The organism is uncultured Tenacibaculum sp. (assembly GCF_947495995.1).
Taxonomy (GTDB): domain Bacteria; phylum Bacteroidota; class Bacteroidia; order Flavobacteriales; family Flavobacteriaceae; genus Polaribacter.
Genome location: NZ_CANMAX010000001.1, coordinates 431,270 through 451,344, shown reverse-complemented (window position 1 = coordinate 451,344; position 20,075 = coordinate 431,270). Strand labels below are relative to the sequence as shown.

22 protein-coding genes are annotated in these 20,075 nt (G+C 30.2%); 9 read left to right on the top strand and 13 right to left on the bottom strand.

The annotated features are described in order from the left end of the window. A complete protein-coding gene (locus tag Q1A15_RS02020) occupies positions 1–1,806 on the top strand; it encodes a lysophospholipid acyltransferase family protein (RefSeq protein ID WP_299617964.1) in 1,806 nt (601 codons plus the stop codon). Between the two features lie 265 nt (positions 1,807–2,071). Continuing rightward, positions 2,072–2,941, top strand: coding sequence for an OmpA family protein (locus Q1A15_RS02015; RefSeq protein ID WP_299617961.1), 870 nt, complete (start codon positions 2,072–2,074; stop codon positions 2,939–2,941). A gap of 72 nt (positions 2,942–3,013) precedes the next feature. On the opposite strand, the gene Q1A15_RS02010 is transcribed toward Q1A15_RS02015, so the two are convergent. After that, on the bottom strand, positions 3,014–3,514 hold the full coding sequence (locus tag Q1A15_RS02010; protein ID WP_299617958.1) for a hypothetical protein: 501 nt from the start codon (positions 3,512–3,514) through the stop codon (positions 3,014–3,016). A gap of 108 nt (positions 3,515–3,622) precedes the next feature. Then, positions 3,623–4,117 carry an inner membrane protein YiaA gene (yiaA, locus tag Q1A15_RS02005; protein WP_299617955.1) on the bottom strand — a complete coding sequence of 165 codons (495 nt, stop codon included), beginning with the start codon at positions 4,115–4,117 and terminating at the stop codon, positions 3,623–3,625. Between the two features lie 154 nt (positions 4,118–4,271). On the opposite strand from yiaA, the gene Q1A15_RS02000 reads away from it, so the two are divergent. Next, positions 4,272–5,777: a hypothetical protein gene (locus Q1A15_RS02000; protein WP_299617952.1), complete on the top strand. Its 1,506-nt coding sequence runs from the start codon at positions 4,272–4,274 to the stop codon at positions 5,775–5,777. On the opposite strand, the gene Q1A15_RS01995 is transcribed toward Q1A15_RS02000, so the two are convergent. The 7 genes from Q1A15_RS01995 to panB all read right to left on the bottom strand — a co-directional run bounded on the left by Q1A15_RS01995 (position 5,772) and on the right by panB (position 12,379). Then, positions 5,772–6,161 carry a VOC family protein gene (locus Q1A15_RS01995; protein ID WP_299617949.1) on the bottom strand — a complete coding sequence of 130 codons (390 nt, stop codon included), beginning with the start codon at positions 6,159–6,161 and terminating at the stop codon, positions 5,772–5,774. The genes Q1A15_RS02000 and Q1A15_RS01995 overlap by 6 nt on opposite strands. Beyond that, a complete protein-coding gene (locus Q1A15_RS01990) occupies positions 6,158–6,613 on the bottom strand; it encodes a DUF1801 domain-containing protein (RefSeq protein WP_299617945.1) in 456 nt (151 codons plus the stop codon). The genes Q1A15_RS01995 and Q1A15_RS01990 overlap by 4 nt, the downstream gene beginning before the upstream one ends. Before the next feature lie 61 nt (positions 6,614–6,674). Continuing rightward, positions 6,675–8,060 carry a right-handed parallel beta-helix repeat-containing protein gene (locus tag Q1A15_RS01985; protein WP_299617942.1) on the bottom strand — a complete coding sequence of 462 codons (1,386 nt, stop codon included), beginning with the start codon at positions 8,058–8,060 and terminating at the stop codon, positions 6,675–6,677. 60 nt (positions 8,061–8,120) lie between these two features. After that, entirely contained in the window at positions 8,121–10,010 is a 1,890-nt protein-coding gene (locus Q1A15_RS01980; RefSeq protein WP_299617940.1) for an RICIN domain-containing protein, read from the bottom strand. 203 nt (positions 10,011–10,213) lie between these two features. Beyond that, positions 10,214–11,152, bottom strand: a complete 939-nt coding sequence (locus Q1A15_RS01975; RefSeq protein WP_299617937.1) for a 2-hydroxyacid dehydrogenase — start codon at positions 11,150–11,152, stop codon at positions 10,214–10,216. 9 nt (positions 11,153–11,161) lie between these two features. After that, entirely contained in the window at positions 11,162–11,557 is a 396-nt protein-coding gene (locus Q1A15_RS01970; RefSeq protein ID WP_299617934.1) for an RDD family protein, read from the bottom strand. A 3-nt stretch (positions 11,558–11,560) separates the two neighbouring features. Next, a complete protein-coding gene (gene panB, locus Q1A15_RS01965; protein WP_299617931.1) occupies positions 11,561–12,379 on the bottom strand; it encodes a 3-methyl-2-oxobutanoate hydroxymethyltransferase in 819 nt (272 codons plus the stop codon). Positions 12,380–12,494: 115 nt separating this feature from the next. Between panB and Q1A15_RS01960 the strand changes: the two genes are divergently transcribed. From Q1A15_RS01960 to Q1A15_RS01950, 3 genes are all read left to right on the top strand, one after another. Continuing rightward, positions 12,495–12,974 (top strand): nuclear transport factor 2 family protein, encoded by a 480-nt coding sequence (locus Q1A15_RS01960; RefSeq protein WP_299617929.1) that lies wholly within the window; start codon positions 12,495–12,497, stop codon positions 12,972–12,974. A 33-nt stretch (positions 12,975–13,007) separates the two neighbouring features. Further along, on the top strand, positions 13,008–13,562 hold the full coding sequence (locus tag Q1A15_RS01955; RefSeq protein WP_299617926.1) for a sigma-70 family RNA polymerase sigma factor: 555 nt from the start codon (positions 13,008–13,010) through the stop codon (positions 13,560–13,562). Between the two features lie 373 nt (positions 13,563–13,935). Beyond that, the gene (locus Q1A15_RS01950; protein ID WP_299617923.1) at positions 13,936–14,577 is read left to right on the top strand and encodes an O-methyltransferase; all 642 of its coding nucleotides are present in this window, start codon (positions 13,936–13,938) and stop codon (positions 14,575–14,577) included. A 3-nt stretch (positions 14,578–14,580) separates the two neighbouring features. Here Q1A15_RS01950 and Q1A15_RS01945 read toward each other — a convergent pair whose 3' ends face one another. Together Q1A15_RS01945 and Q1A15_RS01940 are read right to left on the bottom strand one after the other, a co-directional pair. Continuing rightward, complete coding sequence (locus tag Q1A15_RS01945; RefSeq protein WP_299617920.1) at positions 14,581–14,862, bottom strand: twin-arginine translocase TatA/TatE family subunit; 282 nt, start codon at positions 14,860–14,862, stop codon at positions 14,581–14,583. A gap of 57 nt (positions 14,863–14,919) precedes the next feature. After that, a complete protein-coding gene (locus tag Q1A15_RS01940; protein ID WP_299617917.1) occupies positions 14,920–17,214 on the bottom strand; it encodes a M28 family peptidase in 2,295 nt (764 codons plus the stop codon). A 105-nt stretch (positions 17,215–17,319) separates the two neighbouring features. On the opposite strand from Q1A15_RS01940, the gene Q1A15_RS01935 reads away from it, so the two are divergent. Further along, positions 17,320–17,787 carry a CBS domain-containing protein gene (locus Q1A15_RS01935; RefSeq protein ID WP_299617914.1) on the top strand — a complete coding sequence of 156 codons (468 nt, stop codon included), beginning with the start codon at positions 17,320–17,322 and terminating at the stop codon, positions 17,785–17,787. A 2-nt stretch (positions 17,788–17,789) separates the two neighbouring features. Here the strand turns inward: Q1A15_RS01935 and Q1A15_RS01930 are convergent, their stop codons facing one another. Both Q1A15_RS01930 and Q1A15_RS01925 read right to left on the bottom strand, forming a co-directional pair. Then, a complete protein-coding gene (locus Q1A15_RS01930) occupies positions 17,790–18,329 on the bottom strand; it encodes a hypothetical protein (RefSeq protein WP_299617912.1) in 540 nt (179 codons plus the stop codon). Positions 18,330–18,520: 191 nt separating this feature from the next. Beyond that, on the bottom strand, positions 18,521–18,874 hold the full coding sequence (locus Q1A15_RS01925; protein ID WP_299617909.1) for a hypothetical protein: 354 nt from the start codon (positions 18,872–18,874) through the stop codon (positions 18,521–18,523). Positions 18,875–19,040: 166 nt separating this feature from the next. Here Q1A15_RS01925 and ssb point away from each other — a divergent pair, with 166 nt between their 5' ends. Both ssb and Q1A15_RS01915 read left to right on the top strand, forming a co-directional pair. Further along, the gene (ssb, locus tag Q1A15_RS01920) at positions 19,041–19,376 is read left to right on the top strand and encodes a single-stranded DNA-binding protein (RefSeq protein WP_299617906.1); all 336 of its coding nucleotides are present in this window, start codon (positions 19,041–19,043) and stop codon (positions 19,374–19,376) included. 133 nt (positions 19,377–19,509) lie between these two features. Continuing rightward, positions 19,510–20,010: an endonuclease V gene (locus Q1A15_RS01915; RefSeq protein WP_299617903.1), complete on the top strand. Its 501-nt coding sequence runs from the start codon at positions 19,510–19,512 to the stop codon at positions 20,008–20,010. Positions 20,011–20,075 lie beyond the last annotated feature (65 nt).

The window sequence follows — 20,075 nt, the reverse complement described above, 5'->3', positions numbered from 1 at the left end:
ATGAGTTTAGTTACACCTAAAGAATTCGCAAAGACTATTAAACTTGATAAATTAGGTTTTTTAGGAAATTTTTTTAGCTGGGTTCTAATGAAGATTTTGCGTATTACTACAGCAAACAAAATCTACGATAAGAATAAGCACTTGAATGATCTTCCTTTTTTAAAAGGAGTATTAGATACGCTGGATATCGAATATGACATTCCAGAAGAAGATTTAAAAAGAATTCCTAAAGACGGTCCTTTTATAACAATCTCGAATCATCCATTAGGTGGTGTAGATGGTGTATTATTACTACGGTTATTAGTAGAACATCGTGTAGATTATAAAATCATAGCAAATTTTTTATTGCATAGAGTAGAGCCGTTAAAGCCTTACGTAATGCCAGTTAACCCTTTTGAGAATCATAAAGATGTAAAATCAAGTGTTTCAGGAATTAAAAATGCATTATTACACTTACGTGAAGGAAAACCTTTAGGTATTTTTCCTGCTGGAGAAGTTTCAACCTTTAAAGAAGGTAAACTTATGGTGGATAAAGAATGGGAAGAAGGAGCTATAAAACTAATAAAAAAAGCAAAAGTTCCTGTTATACCTATTTATTTTCATGCCAGAAACAGTCGATTGTTCTATTTTCTATCTAAAATAAGTGGTACGTTAAGAACGGCTAAATTACCTTCAGAATTACTATCACAAAAAAATAGAGTAATTAAGGTTAGAATAGGTAAGCCAATATCGGTTAAAGATCAAGATAACTACAAAGACATTCCTGCTTTCTATGAATTCATAAGAAAGAAAACATACATGTTGGCAAATCCTTTTGAGAAAAATCAAAGATTGATTTCTACTCAAAAGCTAAAAATTCCTAAAAAAGCAAAAAAGATTAGTAGTCAGCGAAATCCTGATTTATTTGCAAAAGAAATAGACGGATTAAGAGACCACGGAAAACGTCTTTTAATTAGTAAGAATTACGAAGTTTTCTTTACAGATACAAAAGAGATTCCGAATATTCTACATGAAATCGGACGTTTACGTGAAATTACATTTAGAGATGTAGGAGAAGGAACAAACAATCCGTTAGATTTAGATAAGTTCGATAAATATTACCATCACTTATTACTTTGGGATAATAAAGCAAAAAGAGTTGTTGGAGCCTACAGAATGGGATTAGGTAAAGATATTTTTAAGCGTTATGGAATTAATGGATTCTATATTCAAACGTTATTTAAAATTGAGCCTGAATTACATCCAATGATGGAAAATACCATCGAAATGGGTAGAGCTTTTATCGTTAAAGAATATCAGCAAAAACCAATGCCTTTATTCTTATTATGGAAAGGAATTGTGCATGTAACATTACGTTATCCTAAGTATAAATATTTAATGGGCGGTGTAAGTATTAGTAATCAGTTTTCTGAATTCTCTAAATCGTTAATGATTGAATTTATGAAGTCGCATTATTACGATCCATATGTAGCTCAATATATTTATCCGAAGAAAGAATTTAAGGTGAAACTTAAAGATGGAGATAAAGATTTTGTATTTGATGCTACAGATTCTGATATGCAGAAATTTGACAAAATCATTGACGAATTAGAACCAGGAACATTAAGAATTCCAGTGCTTATTAAAAAGTATGTGAAACAAAATGCACGATTAGTAGCGTTTAATGTTGATCCGAAATTTAATAACGCAGTAGATGGATTAATGTACATAAAAGTTGCCGATCTTCCTGAAAGTACAGTTAAACCTGTATTAGAAGAATTTCAAGCTGAATTAGAACAAAAAGCAGCAGAAGATTCGAATAAATAAGTCGAATTTGAATAAAAATATACAAACGCTAAGATTTTTCTTAGCGTTTTTTTATTGTCAAAAATTGAGGTCAAAACGAGGTTTTTTACAGGAGGCAAAATTTCTAGTTTGATGTTTGTTTTCAGTAGGTAGCGTATTGTTTAATACTTTTTTTATTTATAAATCAATTAAATAGAAGAGTGAAAAAAATAAATCAAATGAAATTTCTTTCGCATAATATTTAATAAAAGCTTCCGTTAAAGTAACAACCAATTAAATTTTAACAATGAGAAAAACTGTAATCCTCTTAAGTATTTCAACATTGGCATTAACCTCATGTGTCTCAAAAAAGAAATATGTAGAATTAGAGAAACAATATCAAGAAACAAAAGGAGCTCTTCAGAAAACTGCTTTTGAGAAAAAAGAACTAGAAGCTAAGTTTGCTAAGATTGAAAAGCGAGTTGATAACTATAATGAGAAAATCAATTCACTTAAAAACTATAATTCTTCTTTAAAGGAAGAAAATAATGTGAAATTAGATATGGTAGGTAAAACTGCAGTAATGTCTAATTCTATGAAGAAAAAAATGAGAGAAACTTTAGCCAAAGTAGATCCAGCTGAATTAGCAAATGCTAAAACATTAAAGGATTCTATGGATGTAGCTATTGCATATAACTTAAAGAAATCAATTAATACTTCTGAATTAGAAAACTCTGATGATATTAATGTAGATATCGATCAAACTGTGGTTATGATTTCTGTATCAGATGAATTATTATTTAACACAGCTAGTTATAGAGTTAAGAAAAAAGCATACAAACTTATTCAGCAGTTAGCAAATGTAATTAATTCTGAGCCAAGTATGGATGTAATGATCGAAGGGCATACAGATTCTAGATCAATTAATAATGCTGTACTTCAAGATAACTGGGATTTAAGTGTAAAAAGAGCTACTTCTATAGTACGTTTATTAGAGAAAAAATATAATGTAGATTCAAACAGATTAATTGCGGCTGGAAGAGGAAGTTCAGTGCCTTTAGTAGATAATTCTACAGCTAAAAATAGAGCAAGAAACCGTAGAACAAGAATCGTGATTTTACCGAATTTAGATAAATTCTTTGGATTAATAGCTCAAGAAGAAACCATTACTCCTTAAGTAGTAATTAACTTCGGTAATCCCTAAACTTTGTTAAAACTAATCCTTGAAAAAGGATTAGTTTTTTTATGTCTATTTCTTTCCGAATAATCGTTGAAAGAAGTTCTTTGTTTTTCCCTTTGCTTCTTTTATTTCTTCAATAGCTTCTTCAGCAAAATCAGCAGCTTTTTCAGCAGCATCGTCAAAAGCTTCTTTTGCATCTTCAGCAAGTTCGTTAGCTTTAGCCTTCATTTTTTGAACTTCTTCGCTAGCTAACATTTCATTTACTTTTTCCTTAGCACCATCAAAAGCTTCTTTTGCATCGTCTGCTAAATCGGCAAGTTTTTCTCCTGCTTCTCCTGCAAATTCAGAAACTTTTTCTTCAGCAACTTTTGCATATTCACCAGCTTTTTCAGCAGCACCTTTAAAAGCTTCTTTAGCTTCTCCAGCTAATTCAGTAGCCTTATCGGCAGCTTTATTGAATGCTTCTTTAGCAGATTCCTTAGTGTCGCCAGTCGTTTCTTCAGCAGTATTTTCAATGTTTTCTGCTGCTTCGTTTGCTTGGTCTTCTAAATTCTTATTCTCTTCAGACATTTTTGTTGATTTAAAGTGAGTTACTTCTCAAATTTATAAAAATAAAAAGAAACCCCAGCAAAATTATATTACTGGGGTTTTTGATCAACTATGGAGTTAATCGAACTATCAAAACAAATCTTTCTGATTGTCCTTTTGATTTCTTTCGATAAAAGCAATGTCTCTCGTATTTTTTTGAACAGCAATTGCAGCATAAATACTTAGCATAAATGATATGGCGTAAAACCCTTTTTCACTTAATTCTAAATCAGCATTCCATAATCCTATAACTAAAAGAAGTATAGAAATAATTGTTGTTGCCCAACTTATACTATAATACATATTGGTAACTTCTATTCCTTCTAATTTATCTCTTACTGCCTTTTGAACAGAGATTACAGAGAATAGTCCGAATAATAAAATAGTAAAGTAATATCCTTTTTCATTTAATAACATATCGGCATTCCATAAACCGATACAAAAAGCAATTGTTCCCACAAATAAAGATGCCCAAGATGCACTCACAAAAGCACTTGTTGGCTTTTGATCGTAAACTTTAAATTCTTTTCCTTTTTCTTTCTTGTTTGTAGCGTCTTTGTTTGTAATTGTTGTTTGATAATCCATAATAATTTATTTTAAATAATTACACTACAAAGATGAGAAGTGATCGAGAGGTATAGAAAACTAAATTTTATTAAAACTGATGATATGTAAATTTAAATACTTTAATTAATTCTTATATTTATTGAGTTTTTATATTTAAAACTGACGATTAAAAATGAGTTTAAATACAATTATTTCTTCATTTTCTACGGAAGATTATACGCGGTTTATTAGTTTTCTAAGTAAAAAAAACAAAAGAACTGATGTGAAAAACATTCAGTTGTTTAAATTAATTTATGCAAATGAACTTTCTTCAGAAGAGATGTGTGAAGCATTATATTCTGGTGGAAAAAAAGATGCGTATCATGCACTTAGAAAACGATTGTATGAAGCTTTAATTGAGTATTTAGCAGCTTTAAATTTAGAAGAAGAGAATTCAGAGAAAGTAGCCGTGATAAAATACATTTTAGTTTCACGTTCTTTTTTACAACAGCAACAATATGCTTTAGGATTTAAATTGTTACAAAAGGCAACTAAAATTGCTGAAGAGTATCAATTGTATCCTTACCTGAATGAAATCTATCATTTAAGAATTCAATTTTCACATGAGAATGAAAAAGAAAATTTAGATGAGCTAATTGAAGTATTCAGGAGAAATAAAAAACAAGCAGAGCTAGAAGAAGAGCTGAACATTGTGTATGCTAAGGTCAGAGCAATTTTGTATCAGATTTCTGCCAAAGGAGAAGTTATAGATTTTCAGAAAATTGTATTAAAAATACTTCACGAACAAGATATAGATATTAATAAAACGCTGTCTTTTAAGTCGCTTTATCAATTATTAACTATTGCTAGTATTTCTGCATTTGTAACTAAAGATTATTTAGAAGTTGAATCTTTTATGTTAGCAATGTATACGTTGTTGCAGGAACATCCGAATAAAGAAAAAGAACGTTTTTTTCATATTCATGTTTTATATATGATAGCCAATACTTTGTTTAGAACGAAGCAGTTTGAAAAGTCGATGCATTTTTTACAACTCATGGACAATGAGATTTTAAAGAACAAGCGAAAGTATGAGCGTACATTTAGATTAAAATATGAGTTATTGTATACGCTGAATTTGAATTATATGAATAATCAAAATAAGGCTATTGAAAGATTAGAGTTTATTTTGAAAAAGAAACATTCAGATGTTGTTGGAGCATTAGACTTGCATTTAAGTTTAGTGGTGTTTTACTTTCAGAAAGGAGCAATAAAAGAGTCGTATAAATTATTGACTAAATTATATCATACAGATAAATGGTATTTGGAAAAGGTTGGGAAAGAATGGGTAATTAAAAAGAGTTTAATTGAAATATTGTTGCTTGTTGAGTTGGATAATTTTGATGTTTTTGAAAACCGATTGTCAAGATTTAAACGACAATACGGAACGTATGTAAAGGAAGTAGGGCAGGAGCGTGTATTAATTTTCTTGAAATATGTAGCGCTTTATTATGATAATCCGAAAGAGATTACTTCAGACAAATTCTTTCAAACCGTAGAAAACTCTTTTGAGTGGATTGGAGCCAAACAAGAAGATATTTTCGTGATGAGCTTTTATGCTTGGTTAAAAAGTAAAATGGTAAATAAACCAATTTTCGAAGTTACTTTAGATTTAATAGCTCAGGCTCAAGAACTATAAAAATGCTTCGTCAATTGGTTCCCAAAGTTCAATTTTATTACCATCTAAATCAACAATCCAAGCAAATTTACCATAGCTATATTCTTCAATTTCACCAAGAATAGTTACGCCTTCATTTTTGAGTTGTTCTAGTAAATCTTCTAAATATTCAACTCTATAATTGATCATGAAACCTTTTTTCGAAGGAAGAAAATGATCTGTGTCTTTTTTAAACGGACTCCATTGTGTCGATGCTTTGTTTCCATCATTATCTTTCCACCAAAATGTACATCCCCAATCATCAGTATTAAAACCTAAATGTTTCTTATACCATTCTTTAGTTGAATTTACATCTTCAGTTTTAAAAAATACGCCGCCAATTCCTGTTACTTTACCTTTTTTCATCTCTTTACATTTTTTTCATATGCTGAAATCCAATCCTCAACTGTTATTTTACTACATAACTCTCCAATTAATTCATACGGAATATCATCTAGCTTTTTAAAACGAATACAACTTTTACCCATGTCGAGTTTTCGTTTACAATGTTTCGGATATTCATTTACAAACCAATCATGTATTTTTGGATTAGCGTAAATTCCACTATGATATAAATTCACAGAGTTTTTCTGAGAAGCGATATTCATAAAAGGTAAAGGTAATTTTGGATCACAATGATAACCGTCTGGATACAATGAATGCGGAACATAATATCCAATCATATTGTAATTAATACCTTCTTCAAAACCTTCAGGAAGATGTTTTTTAATTACGTCTCGTAATTGCTGAACAACAGATTGACGATCTTCCGGAAGTTGATCTATATATTCTTGTGGAGTATTCGCTTCGTATTTCATTTCAAATAAAAATTGGAATTATACTGAAACTAATATACAAAAAGAGAAAATAGTATTACTATTAATTAATCCAACAACCGTCCCAAGGAGTATTAGTTAAAGGAATATCAAAATCTTCATCGTTTAATGTATTTCCAGAAGCTGTTCCAGAAACTTGTAAAAAACGATACGCCCAACATCTGTTTTCGTGAGTTACTTTATTGTTGGTTAAAGTAAGATTAGTCATTTCTTTAAAAGCTAAATGTCCGTGATCCATCAAATTGTTTTTAATAACTAAATCAGCTCCTTTGTACATATACATTCCGCAGTTATTAAGAATATTATTTTCAATAAAAGTTGTAGCCGGATTGGTTTTAGGATTATCGTTAGAATACATAATAATTCCGTTCCAGTTATTTACAGAAACAGTTCGCATGGTAATGTTGTTATTCGTTACAACCATGTCAGCATTTTTCCAGTACACTAATGGTCCGTCTATATATTGACTGTCTTCTCCTTGAGTAAGAATATTATTATCAATTTTTACATTTTTTCCATCTGTATTTACAATATCTCCACCTCTGTTATTATGGAAGTAATTCTTCTTGATCGTAATATCTTCATTTAATCGACCAGCACCTTCTAAGTCAATTCCAAATTGAGGAGAAGTTCCATTGGTATGATGTATTTCATTGTCTTCTATTAGAATATTTTTCCCTCCAACAATAGAAACACCTTGTCTTCTGTTGTCTGTAAAATGATTTCTTTTAATATGGATATTTTGTAATTCTTGCTGTTCATTTCTCGGACTTCCTACTAGTAAAATTCCGTCTCCATTTGCTTTACCAAGAGTTGTGTTTTGTACAGTAATGTTTTTGCTGTTTCCTTCAATACAAATTAAATGTCCTTCATCGTGAACTTGACTTCCATCGGATGCTCTTGGTGTATATGTATGATTATCTCGATCACCAAGAATGGTTCCACCAGAAATAACCACATTAGTTTTGTTACGAACTGCAATTGCACAATAATTCCATTTGTTGTTTGGAGCCATTTCTATAATCGCGTCTTTATCTAATAAAAAAGCAGTATTACTGTGTAATTCAATACCAGCTTGATAAATATCGTTTCCGTATTTTCCGATTAAATAATGTCCTTTAGGTAATTTTATAATTCCATAACCTTCATTTGTAGCCCAATCAATAGCTTCTTGAAGATTATCTGTAGTTTCTACAGCATTAGATCTGTTGTTTTTAATATTCCATCGTTCCAATTCAATAATATAAGTGTTGTTGGAAATATCAGTATAAGGAACGGTACTAATTGGATCCATAGTTCCATTAAAAGGATTCGGATTATTTGGATCGGAAGGAGATAATTCTGTTATAGTTTCAACATTAATTGACGGCTCTTTTGAGCAAGAAAAAGTAATGGTTAAAATCGATAAAGTGAGGATTAGTTTTTTCATTTTCAGTTTTTATTAAAGCTAATTTAAAAAGGTCGTTATTAAAACGACCTTTTTTTAGTATTATTTTTTAATTATTTGAGATTTATATCTTTCAGATACAGAAATAAAGTATAAACCTTTAGCTAGTGCTTTAGTGTTTAAAATAGTTGTATTACTATTTGCTTTTTTCTGAAGTAACTCTTTTCCATTTACATCATACAATCGTATAATATCATTTTTAAGAATTCCATTCACTGTGATTTTATCAGTTGTTGGGTTTGGATAAATTTTAATATTAGAAGTTTCTTCAGCTAGAGTAATAGTTGCTGATACATTTCTGTTTGATGTAGTGGGTGAAATTTTCCACTTCTGATTATTATTTGTTGTACTATGATCCCAAATTTGAACATTTGCATTTATAGCTCCAGCAGCAATATCTAAAGCAGAGCTCAAACAATGATTAGGTTTTAAACTGTAGAAATTGTTTGTGTTTCTAATGATAGTCCATTTTTGATGATCTAAAGAAGCTTGATTGGTTGTATTCACATCTTTTCCGTTAAAACATCCGTTGTTAGAAACTTCTAAATATCGATTATTTCCTGTGTTTTTTATTGTGTATGTGTTGTTTCCAAGATGTTTAAATTCCCATTTTTGATCGTTCCAATTCCCAGGATCGTGCATACGAGCGCTATGATTTTCAGCTCCTCTAGATAATAACCTCTGATTAGAAATTGTAGAGGTTAAAAAATAGGTTCCGTTAGCAATAAGTTGAGCAGGTAAAACAGTTACATTGTTAATTTGTTTTCTGTCTAGAGCTTCTCTCCAAGTTGTTCCTACAGGTCTAACGTGAGTTTTATAAATGTAACTATTTCCTGGTGTTGGAGCTTCTGGTAAAGTTATAGTGATGTTCGTTGTACCTTTTCCTTTCGCTACAGTTTTCTTTTCACTACCTAACCATTTCGTTGCTGACCAAAATTCTACAACAACATCTCTTGAAGCATTTGCTTCGTAATTAATATTGAAAGTGTAGTTTTTCTGAGAAGTAACATTTGTTTGAGGATTTTTAAAGCTAACTTTATCAGTAATTGGACTATTGTCATCAACAAGTTCGTAAGATCTTACCCAGTCGTAATATGTAGTTCTTTCAGATAAAGGTCTGTTCATTCCGTCACTTCCAGGTTTAGCAGGGTTCCAATCGTATGTTTCAACAACAAAACGTAAAAACATGTTCAAATTAAAATCTGAAGGTAAATTTACTGTACCAACATCTTTTCCATCTAAATAGAAAGTAGCTTGATCTTTGTTTCTATACCAAACGCCATAAGTATGGTAATCTTTCCAAGAAGGAGCACCGATTTTAGCTTTGTTTCCTTTAGTTCCTCTTGTATAATTACATCCTACAGGCCATGGACAATTACTTGTTTGTCCACCTGGAGGATTCGGACACCAAGGTTGTCTACTGTGCGAATTTGAATTCATAGTGTTAGGGAAACTTCCATTCGGATTTCTAGTGTCAATTCCAACAACTTCTACAACGTCAAGTTCTGTTACTCTTCTATCACAAGTGCTTGTTGCAGAATTTGACTCATTAATTAACCAAAATGTAGAAGACATAAAAGTTTTGTTAGCTTTCATACGAGTTTCGTAGTAGCCATACGGAGCTTTATTTACACTTCTAACAGCAGCGCCTTCATGTGTCCATCCAGAAAAAGGATTGGCTTTTGTTTTGGCAACCAATTTTAAATTTCCACCAGAAACAGAAACATTAGCTGTTTCAAATCGAGCTGGTTTTCTTCCTTCCCAACCAGGAATGTTTTTTGCCCATTTACCAGTATTAAATCCGTTGTTGAATTCATCGGATAGAGATTCGATTTTTTTCCACTTTTTTCCAGTTGGTGGCGCAGGTTGCGCATAGACTTTGAAGCTAAGCAAAGCTATTGCTGTAGCTAAAATTAATTTAGGGGTTTTCATTTTTAAAAATTTGAGGTTTTAAATTGATATATTGGTATACGGAGGTAGAAGCTAATTATTGTTTAGCTTCATTAAATAATTAAGAATTAATAACCTAGGTTAATAACTGTGTTAATTTAGGGGGTCAAAAAATCACAACTTATTGCTAAAGTTGTATTCAGTTATTTTGAGAATAACTGTTTTAAGATATTAAAAGTTGAAGTTTAAGAATGATACTTTTTTATCTTATCTACAATAGTTTGCGCCAATTTTATTTTGCTTTCTACTGTCCAACCCGCAACATGTGGAGAGAGTAATACTTTTTCAGAATTTATAATATATTGAAAAGCTTCAGGAATATTACTTTCAGTAAATAAGTTTTCAAAAGATTTTTTTTCGTATTCTAATACATCTAAACCAGCACCTAAAATTTTACCACTTTCTAAAGCGGAAACTAAATCTTTGGTAACTACAGATTTTCCTCTAGCAGTATTAATTAACCAGAACGGTTTTTTAAAGTTATTAATGAACTCTTCATTAACCATATTGATGGTCAATTCTGTTTGTGGTGTATGTAAACTTAATACATCAGCTTTTTCTTGAAGTTCTTGTAAAGAAACTTGTTTACAATTTTCATTACCAAGTCCATCCTTAATATCGTAACAAAGTACCTCAACATCAAAACCACGAAGTTTTTTAGCAAAAGCATTTCCCATGTTACCATAACCAATAAGTCCAACTGTTTTACCGTCGAGTTCTATTCCTCTATTTTCTTCACGAAGCCATTTTCCTGAACGTACTTCTTGATCGGCTTTATTTAGTTTGTTGAATAAAGATAAAAGCATTCCTAATGCATGTTCACCTACAGCATTTCGATTTCCTTCAGGAGCAGAAATAAGTTGAATACCTTTTGAAATGGCATAATCACAATCAATATTTTCTAATCCAGCTCCAACACGACCAATGAATTTTAGATTTGTTGCTTTATCTAAAAATTGTTTGTCAATAGTAAAACGACTTCGAATTATAAAACCATCGTAATTATGAATTTTAACTTCGATTTCTTCTTTAGAAGAAGTATAATCTTCATGATTTTCGTAACCTAATTCGGTTAACTGTTGAATCATTAAATCGTGATTGGTATCTAAATGGAGTATTTTCATTTAAAAAGTCTAGTCAAAGGTTACAACAACAGAATTAACTATTGAATCATGTATTGCTTGTTTTTTAGGGCTATTAGCTATAGATAAAAGAGAAAACCATCCTAAAAAAGCTTTAGTAACAAAACGTATTAGAGCTTTAATAAAATTGATTTTCTTTCCACTACTTTCATCTTGTACTTCTATTTTACAAAAACGATGACCGATCGTAGCACCAAATAGTGAAACCATTACAGGATCGTAAAGCAAAAAAATAGAGATAAAAGTGATTATTTTATAAAGAATTTCAGGGTTTTCTTGATTAGAAAAAACATCTGACGCTCCTAACAAAAAAACTACTAAAACAATAGTGTCTATAGTAACAGCTTTTATTCGTGTAGGAATATCTGGATAATTCTTATTTGCCATAAATTAATACTGCTCGTTTTCGTTAGGGAAATCCAGACTTTTAACATCGCTAATGTATTGTTTAAAAGCATTGGTCATTTCTGTATGTAAATCTAAATATCTACGTAAAAAACGAGGATTAAATTCATGAGTCATTCCTAACATATCGTGCATTACAAGTACTTGTCCGTCTACACCACTTCCAGCACCAATTCCAATTACAGGAATAGATAAACTTTCAGCAACTTCTTGAGCTAATTTTGCAGGAACTTTCTCTAAAACTAAAGCAAAACAACCTAATTCTTCTAGTAATTTAGCGTCTTCTTTTAATTTTTTAGCCTCAGCTTCTTCTTTAGCTCTAACAGTATAAGTTCCGAATTTATAAATAGATTGCGGAGTTAAACCTAAATGTCCCATTACAGGAATACCAGCAGTTAAAATTCTAGAAATAGATTCAGAAATTTCACTACCACCTTCAAGTTTCACAGCGTGTCCGCCAGTTTCTTTCATAATTCTAATAGCAGAATCTAATGCATGTTTAGAGTTTCCTTGGTATGTTCCGAAAGGTAAATCAACCACTACTAAACAACGATCTATAGCACGAATTACAGAACTAGCATGATAAATCATTTGATCTAAAGTAATCGGTAAAGTAGTTTCGTGTCCTGCCATTACATTAGATGCAGAATCTCCAACTAAAATAACATCAATTCCAGCACCATCAACTATTTTTGCCATTGTATAATCGTAGGCAGTTAACATTGAAATTTTTTCATTGTTACTTTTCATTTCAATCAACGACTTCACCGTGATTCTCTTATATTGTTTTTTAGCTACAGACATGTGTGATTTGTTATAAATATGGAGTAAAAATATACAAAATACCGCAAACTCGTTAATATTGTGTTAATTTGATTTTGATAGTTTCTTTTTTGTTAGTTTTACATAAAATACGAACATGTATAAGTTTTCTTTTCTAATTGTTTTTACATTTATTTCATTCACTGTTTTTTCTCAAGAAAGTTCTGAAGACCAGAAAATTAAAGAAATGATATCGCTTTTTTTTGACGGGCTACATAAAGGTGACTCAAGTTTGGTGCGTAAAACTTTACATAAAGAGATAAAAATTCAAACGACTTTTACAAACAAAACAGGAAAGAATATTTTGGTAAGTGAAACCAGAGAAAAACTATTAAAAACGATAGCTAGTAAGAAAGCTTCTGACACGTATTTTGAAAAACTATTATCCTACACCATAAAAGTTGATGGAAATTTAGCTTCTGTTTGGACACCTTATGAGTTCTATTATAATGGAAATTTTAGTCATTGTGGAGCGAACTCATTTCAACTGTTCAACAACAACGGAACTTGGGAAATAATATATTTAGTGGATATGAGGAGAAGAGAAAATTGCAAAGTAACTGGAGAGAAAAATTAATGTATATTTAACCCCGTGGATAAAGTAAGTAACATGCATACCTTAAATCCAGATAAATGGATAGATAGCTACTCAGATTATTTATATAATTATGCAGTAGTTAGAGTAAATAGTAGCGATACAGCTAAAGACTTGGTTCAAGAAACTTTTTTTGCAGGATTACGTTCAGCTAAAAATTTCGAAGGTAAGTCTACCGAGCGTACTTGGTTAATTTCTATTTTGAAGAGAAAGATTATAGATTACTATAGAAAAATCAACTCTAAGAAAGGACAGGCAGAAGTGCGTATGAGCTTTTATGAAGATGGCGAAAATGAAGGAAACTGGATTGAAGAACGCGTACCACAATCGTGGAGCAGCGAAGCAGAAAAGAATATAGAGAACGAAGAATTAAAGACGCAAATTGATCGTTGTATCGATAATCTTCCTGAAAAATATGCTATAGTTTTTAGAATGAAAACTATACAAGAATTTGAAACTGAAGAAATTTGTAAGGAGCTAGATATTACTCCGTCCAACTTATGGGTAATAATCCATAGAGCGAGAACACAGTTGAGAAGTTGTATGGAGAAAAATTGGTTTAATAAATAAAAAGATGTTTAAATTTTTAAAAATCACATGCAAAGAAGCTAATGAGATTTGTAACAAATCTCAGTATAATGAGTCTACTTTCTTTGAGAGGGTAAAGCTTCAGTTACATATAGCATTTTGTAAAAAATGTGCAAAGTACACAAAACAAAATGTGACGTTGACGGACATTTTTAAAGGAAAAGCAATGGACTGCAAAGGAGAAGTTCACTGTATGACTGAAAATGATAAGGAATTACTAAAGGAAAAATTAAAGGAGCAAATGTCTTCTTAAAGATTTCGGTTTTTAATAAACCGTTTTTTGATTTTTTGTTAGATTGAACGGAATTTACACCAATGTGAATTCCGTTTTTTATATTTTTGCCAAAAAATATTCATGCACTTTTTACCACAGAAAATAGACGATTACGTTGTTGAACATTCTCAAAAAGAACCTCAGTTACTTCAAGAGTTAAGTAGAGAAACTTGGCAAAAAGTTTTAAATCCGAGAATGTTAAGTGGTGCATTTCAAGGTCGAGTTTTATCGATGATTTCTAAATTAATCGCTCCTAAAAATATTTTAGAGATCGGAACTTATACAGGTTATTCTGCATTGTGTTTAGCCGAAGGTTTAAAAGAAGATGGAGTGTTGTACACAATCGATAAAAATGAAGAGTTAGAAGAATTACAAGTAAAGTATTTTGAAAAATCTGAATACAGTAATCAAATCAAACAATTTATTGGAAATGCAATTGACATTATTCCTACAATAGATGAAAAGTTCGATTTAGTTTTTATCGATGCAGATAAATCAAATTATCCAAATTATTTCAATCTTATCATTAACAAGATGAATAAAGGAGGAATTATTTTATCTGATAACGTACTTTGGAGTGGAAAGGTGGTAGAAGAATTAAATCCGAAAGATATTGATACTAAAATGCTTTTAGAATATAACAGTTTATTAGCTACTGATGAAAGAGTAGAAACTGTGTTATTACCAATACGAGACGGATTAACTATAAGTAGAGTTAAATAATAATTACATATTCCTTTTTATAGGACCAGTTAAATCATCTAAATTGTCTTTAACTTCATTAACTTCTTTATTGATATCAGAAACTACTTCTGTATCGATACCTTGTTTTTGAGCACTTTCATTGATTTCTCTTTTAATATCGTTGGTAGCGTCTTTTACTTGGCGAATTCCTTTTCCTAAACCTCTAGCGATTTCAGGAATTTTGTCTGCACCAAAAACGACCACAACAATAATCATGATAACAAAAATCTCAGGTCCTCCGATAAATAAAAAAGGTATTTCCATGGGCGCAAAGATAACTAATAAACTGATTTATGATTTCTAATTTGTATGGTGTTTTTGTTAAAAACTAAAATTTCTAGTGCAAATTATCGCATCATTAGTTACAAAAGGCATTGGAATCATTTTTTTTGTTCTTGGTTCGATATTAAAAATAGGATTCTCTAATAAATCATTAGAAGTTTCATTAATTGTAAAATCAGGTTTTTGATCTTTATTAAAAGTAAGGTTAATAGATAAATCTTCATCAGAATTACCCATATGATATACAAGTAAATTCCCCTTTCGTAATTCTATTTCTTTGTTAATTACAATTGCAGAATTAGCCTGTAAACAGTTTAACGAGAGTTTACTATTGTTGAAAATTTCATATTTACTGATGTCACGATTTGGAGTTAATTTGAATTTCACATGTCGCTCATTACCAATAATGGTATCTAACTGAATAATAATTTCTGAAGTTGAAATATTCTTGAAATCTGCCTTTTTATAAAAATTGAAACGTGTGTTATATTTACTTTTTGTTTCTGCATTAGAAATTCCTCCAGCTTCATAATTTGAATCAAAAATTTGTTTTGTATAAGTATCTAAAGTCTTGTTATACGTACCCCAATAGGCAGTAGAATCTGCTGAATTCTGTACATAAACTAAACTATTTGGACGTTTATTTTCTTCTGAAAAGCTACTATTAAAAGTAGCTGCTATGAAAAATAAAATTGCTAAAAACCCAAAAGCATATTGCCACAGATTTTTCTTTTTATGTTCTTGAAAAACTGGAATTAATAATCCGGCTAAAAGCGTTATAAAAAGAGTAGAAATAAATAAACTTTTCAAACCTAATCCAACTGGAAACATTTTAATTAAAGGAGCAAAAATGTAAATCGAAGGAATTGATAGCAATGCAAACAATGTAGATTTCGGAGCTCTTTTTTTTCTGAAAATCAAAATAGTCAATCCGATAAGTGCTATAATTACTGGAATAATCATAAAGGCACCACCTTGTAGATATTTATATAGTAGGATATTGATTATGATCCATATAAATATCGGAGCTATTAAAGCGTCTAACGGATTAGTATTTTTAAAGAGATTATATACTTTGAAAACAATCCATAATGTTAAAAATGTAAAAGCAGCAATATATTGATAACCATTATAGGTAAATCCGTGAAGTATATCTTGATAATGTGGATGAATAATCACAATTAATTTCCATAAACCTATAGCAACTCCTGCAGAAGCAACAATGGCAATTAAAAAAGGAATGAAACCTTTTGCAATTCCTTTTATCGTTAATCGTCTTTTTTTAATTCCGATAGTAATTACAGCGCATAGTAAAATTATGGAAAGAATTAATAAAGGAAGAATCCAGGTAAAAGGATAAATTAATAAACCAATGAAAGGGAAATTGACATAAACATAATCTTCATCACTTTCGAAACTTGATAAATCAGCTTTAGAAAAATAGGTAAGCAAACTCATTAAATATTCTTGTTGATGCACTAATGTTCTTTTATCTAATCTCTCAAAAGTATCTTGTTCTGTATGATAATCGAAATGATCACCAATAAAAGCAAAATTGAAACCATTAATGTTTCCATCTTCTCTAAATACAGTTAAATCTGTATCGTTAGGTAGCATCTTATATACACTATACATTAAAGAATTTGCAGCAGGATATTTCGGATTAGCTTTTAAAAAGCCTTTAATTAATTTGCTGTTTTTCCCATTGGTTTCCATTAGCATATAACTCGGACCGCCGCTTCCTCTTGCTTCAAAATTTAAAACTAATCCTATGTTTTTAGCCAAAGGATGATGATTTACAAATGCTTTTGCACCTAATAAACCTAGTTCTTCAGCATCAGAAAAAACAACAATAATATCATTAAGAGGTTTTTCATTTTTAGCTAAAAAAGTTCTTATTCCTTCAAGAATTGTTACTACCCCAGAACCAGCATCAGAAGCTCCTAAAGAAGAATGCGGACTACTATCGTAATGACTTAATAAAACTAAAGATTTACCGTTTGAAATTCCATCAACTTTAGCAATAATATTTTCTATAGTTGTTCCTGCATTCCATTTTTCATTAAAAACCGTTTTGGTTTGAATTTCTGGATTTAAACCAATTTTTTTTAATTCATTAACCAGATAATTTTGAACTTCCTTATGTGCTTTTCTTCCTACGTGATGTGGTTTTTTACTAATATTTTTTAAATGTTGAAATGCATTTTCAGTAGAATAATCACCAATTTTCGGCTCTTTTTTACTTTCAGAATACTTCGGAATCATATCTGAAAAGCTCCAATAAACAGTAGCGATAACAATTAGTAGCGGGAAGAGTTTAGTTGAAGTTCGCATGGCTAGTTTTTAAGGTTTTATAAATATATAAGATTAAGAAAGATAAATCAATTTTTATAAGTAATTGAAAATCACTATATTTAAAATATTACAAATCAATGAATTATGGGGATTAAGAGTTTTCAAGGCAGAAGAACAACAGTTTTAAAAAAAGAAGTTGAGCCAATTTTAGTGTCAGATTATATGACAAAAAACTTAATTACATTTTCAAAAAGTCAGTCTTTAGAAGATGTGATAGAAACCTTGGTAAAGAACAGAATTTCTGGTGGTCCGGTAGTGAATGATCAGAATGAATTAATAGGTATTATTTCCGAAGGAGATTGCATTAAACACATCTCAGAAAGTAGATATTATAATTTACCAGTAGACAAAGATAATACTGTTGAAAAAGCCATGGTTAGAGAAGTAGAAACCATAGATGGAAATATGAATATTTTCGATGCCGCGAATCAGTTTTTAAAATCAAAACGTAGGAGATTTCCAATTTTAGAGAACGGAAAACTAGTCGGACAAATAAGTCAGAAAGATATTTTAAAAGCTGCTTTACAGATGAAAGGTAATTCTTGGAAATAAATTTATCTCCTTGTGTTTAGTTTCTCTTTTGGCAAGTCGGTTATTAATAACTTTTGTTTTTCAGCGCTTTCTAAAGCTGCTATTTTAGAATAGGCATAACCTTCGACAGGTTCTTGCATGTCCTTCCATTTTCCAATTCCAGCAACAGTTATTTCTTCTCCAACAGCAACAATTGCTTCACTATATCGTAAAGACTTATTAAAGCCTAAAAAGGCTTTACTTTTAATATTATATCTATCTAATAGTTTTTGAAATTCTGGTGATGCACCATTAAAAGTATTAGTAGAATGTTTTTTGTCTACCACCAAATGAGCTTTAAAATTTTTTAAGTCCTGAGAAGGTTGAACCATTACGAATTCACCATTTTTGTTTAAAAAGAAAGGTTCAATTTTTTCTTCTTTGGCTACTGTAACCCAAGTAGGAGTATTCCCATTATGTTTTTTCTGTTCTATTTTAATTCTATAAAATACACATTTGCGCTTGCTAAAAGGAGCGATTAAAGGTTCTTTAATAGGAGAAGCCTTACCAGTAATTTTAGTCAATTGATTTGTCCTCAAATTATTCACAGATGAGTTAGGTATCTGCTTAAACTTTCGAATTAATACTTCTTTACTGCTGTAATAGTAAATTAGAAAAAATACGGTTATAATTATTGGTATAAAGATTAAAAAGAAATACATAGCTAGTTTTTAAGTATTAGATGTAAAAAGTAATAAAACGTTACAGTTGTTTTTTAATCATCTAGTTTAACAAGTAAATACAATTCATTTTCTAACTCTAAATATCCTTGATTATAAATATAGAAATATGTATTACCTGTTTTTGTTTGATATAAAGAAGTAAAAAGTTTAAAGTCGAATCCTTTATCGTATAATTTTGTTCTCGTTACTTTTGTTTTTCCTTTGGTATTTAATTCTGATAAGATTTTATAATTTTTCTTTAATCGATTATTTATGTTTCGAATTAAATTTTTAGTGTCTTTATCTACTTTATTATTGTACGTATTCCTACAATAATCTGAACAAAACTTTTGATCTGCTCTTCCTCTAAGTACTTCATCGCACTCTAAACAAGTTCTTTTTTCCATAAGGCTCAAATATACAATTTTATTCGAATGTAATCGACTACAAACGTTTACAATCGAAAGTAACTATTTTGCAACCGACTCTAACTCTAAATAGGTTGCATCTTTGCAGTGTCAGTTCGTTAGAACAACAAATTTAGTCTTAACTGTTAAACGATAAATTAATATTATGAACGCACTAAAAAACAGAGTACAGTTAATTGGTCACTTAGGAAACAAACCAGAAATTATTAATCTAGATTCTGGAAAAAAATTAGCAAAATTTTCTATTGCTACCAACGAAACGTACAAGAATTCACAAGGGGAAAAAGTAACGGATACGCAGTGGCACACTGTAGTTGCTTGGAACAAAACAGCCAATATAATTGAAAGTTATTTAGACAAAGGCAGCGAGGTAATGATTGAAGGTAAATTAACATCTCGCAGCTACGAAACAAACGAAGGTGAAAAACGCTATGTCACTGAAGTTGTTTGTAACGAAATTTTAATGTTAGGTAATAAGTAGAGGGGAAATTTGCTAGAAGAAAAAAGAAAATTGAAAAAGAAGAAAAACCAGTAGTTTAACTACTGGTTTTTTTTATTTGTCTCATCTGATCTTTTCTTTTTTTAATTTTACATGAAAATTTAAATAAATAGCTATGATTCTTGCTTTTGATACATATTATTTTGATAATAAAGCTAAAACAGTTTGTGTTAGTTTTAATACAATAGCTGATGCTGAGCCAGCAGATATTAAAGATGAAATTATTGAAGATGTTCCAGAATATGTACCAGGTTCATTTTACAAAAGAGAATTGCCATGTATTATTAGTCTTTTAAAACAATTTGATTTAACTCAAGTAGAACTTATCATTGTAGATGGTTATGCTATTCTTAATAATGAAGGAAAATTAGGTTTAGGAGGATATTTATATGAAGAGTTAAATAAAACTATTCCTGTAATTGGTGTTGCGAAGTCTCAGTTTAACGTAGAAAATAAATTTGCAAAAGAATTGTTTAGAGGAGAAAGTAAAAAGCCATTATATGTTTCTGCTATTGGTATGGATTTAAAAGAGGCTTTTAATTCTGTAACACAAATGCATGGCGAATATAGAATGCCAACATTGTTAAAAGTTTTAGATACTAAGACGAGGGAATAAGTTAATAAATAGTTAACGAAGTTTTTTTTAATACTATTTAAATTAAATTGTTTTATATTTTTTGA